Here is a 1,420-nt window from a genome sequence, read left to right on the forward strand (position 1 = left end):
AGCGTTGGTGCCGTAGCCAGCTCACCGCTAACGATCAGGTCTTTTCGCGGCCATTCACCGGTGATCTGGTCAGTACCGATCAGATAGAGCTTATTGTTACCGCCCGGGTTCGGAACACCCTGCGCGGTTCGCGGAATGGCAGCAAGGGTCAGGTAAGCCGCCGTGTGGCTGTCAAAGAGAGACAGGCCCGTTACCCGCTGAAACGCGTACGTCGTGGCGGGCACTGATGCCACGCCAAGCAAAACATTGTCGGTAGCGACCGCTACCACTGCCCCGATAAGCAGGAGGCTGAATGAGAGAACAATCTTTAAAAATTTCATAGCTGTCTGAGGAAAACCTCCGGAAATAAATTTTCAGAAAATGGCCTTCCCGTTTTTCCGGGAAAGCCGTGTAGTGAATGGATGGCTGAATTAAACCTTGTCGTTCAGGAAGATCAGGTCCGGCGACGCAAAATCAAACGCAAGCGAAACCCGTACCGTCAGCTGCCAGCTTTTTACCTGCCGGACAATGTTGATGTAGTACGTGCCCGGATCTTCATTCCCGGCGAATACCAGGTTATCATGCGGCGTTACCATGATCGTTGATTTGCCCGCTAAGCCCGGATCAATTTTGAACTTGATGTTGCTGTAGTCATCGAGTTCCGTTGGTTTTTCACCCGGTCCGACGTGCTGTGAAAAGAGTGCCCGGCGGTTCTTACGGTACAGGTCATAGACCGACTGGCTCAGCTTGCACTCCAGTTCCATGTTCAGCATTTCAGGCCGTGTTGACTTAATCAGATCAGCCACGCCGTTCACCTGATCATAGGCGTTGGTTACATCGATCGTCGTGGCCGCTGTAAATACATGACTGGCCACAATCTCTCCTGATGTGCGTGATGCGGCCGTTTTTACCAGCAAACCATCGGCGATATTGTTCGCTCCGATGTTTGCGTTGTTGATCGCACCCTTCCAGGCGGTCTTCGTACGGATAAAGGCAAAGTGGTTGGCGATGATCCGGCGGATAAAGAACACCTCAAACGGATTATCGCGGATTTCGGCTTCCGAACGATCGGGAGCTATGATCCAGCCCAGATACGAGCGGTAAAGCTCTTTTACATCCGACATCTTGATTTCGATGTCGATATCGCCTTCCGTAAACGATACGTACCGTGAGCGGATGGTTGCCCCTTTGCGGCCTTCGAATGAATCCGAAGCGGCCTTAAAAGCGTCCTGGAATTCGACCGACACCAGCGCGGCTTTATCCCGCATGGTCCGGACGGCAAAATCATTGCGCAATGCGGCTGCCCCGTCCATCATGGCATCAATGATGACCACATTACCTAATCCTTCAACCGTACGAAGCAGGTTAGTGTCAAAGGAGCTAAAATCGAGCGTTTTGTCTGCTGCCATTTTATTAAAAAAGTGAAAGTCAATTAGTGTCC

2 protein-coding genes are annotated in these 1,420 nt (G+C 51.8%); both read right to left on the reverse strand.

Translation table 11 applies throughout. The annotated features are described in order from the left end of the window. Positions 1-320: hypothetical protein (locus tag BLX24_RS30360; protein WP_143092930.1), on the reverse strand; the 320-nt coding region annotated here is incomplete at its 3' end. A 90-nt stretch (positions 321-410) separates the two neighbouring features. Beyond that, the coding region (locus BLX24_RS30365; protein ID WP_218160739.1) for a hypothetical protein at positions 411-1,420 on the reverse strand (1,010 nt) is incomplete at its 5' end.

It is taken from the genome of Arsenicibacter rosenii, from assembly GCF_001870735.1.
Classification (GTDB): Bacteria; Bacteroidota; Bacteroidia; order Cytophagales; family Spirosomataceae; genus Arsenicibacter; species Arsenicibacter rosenii.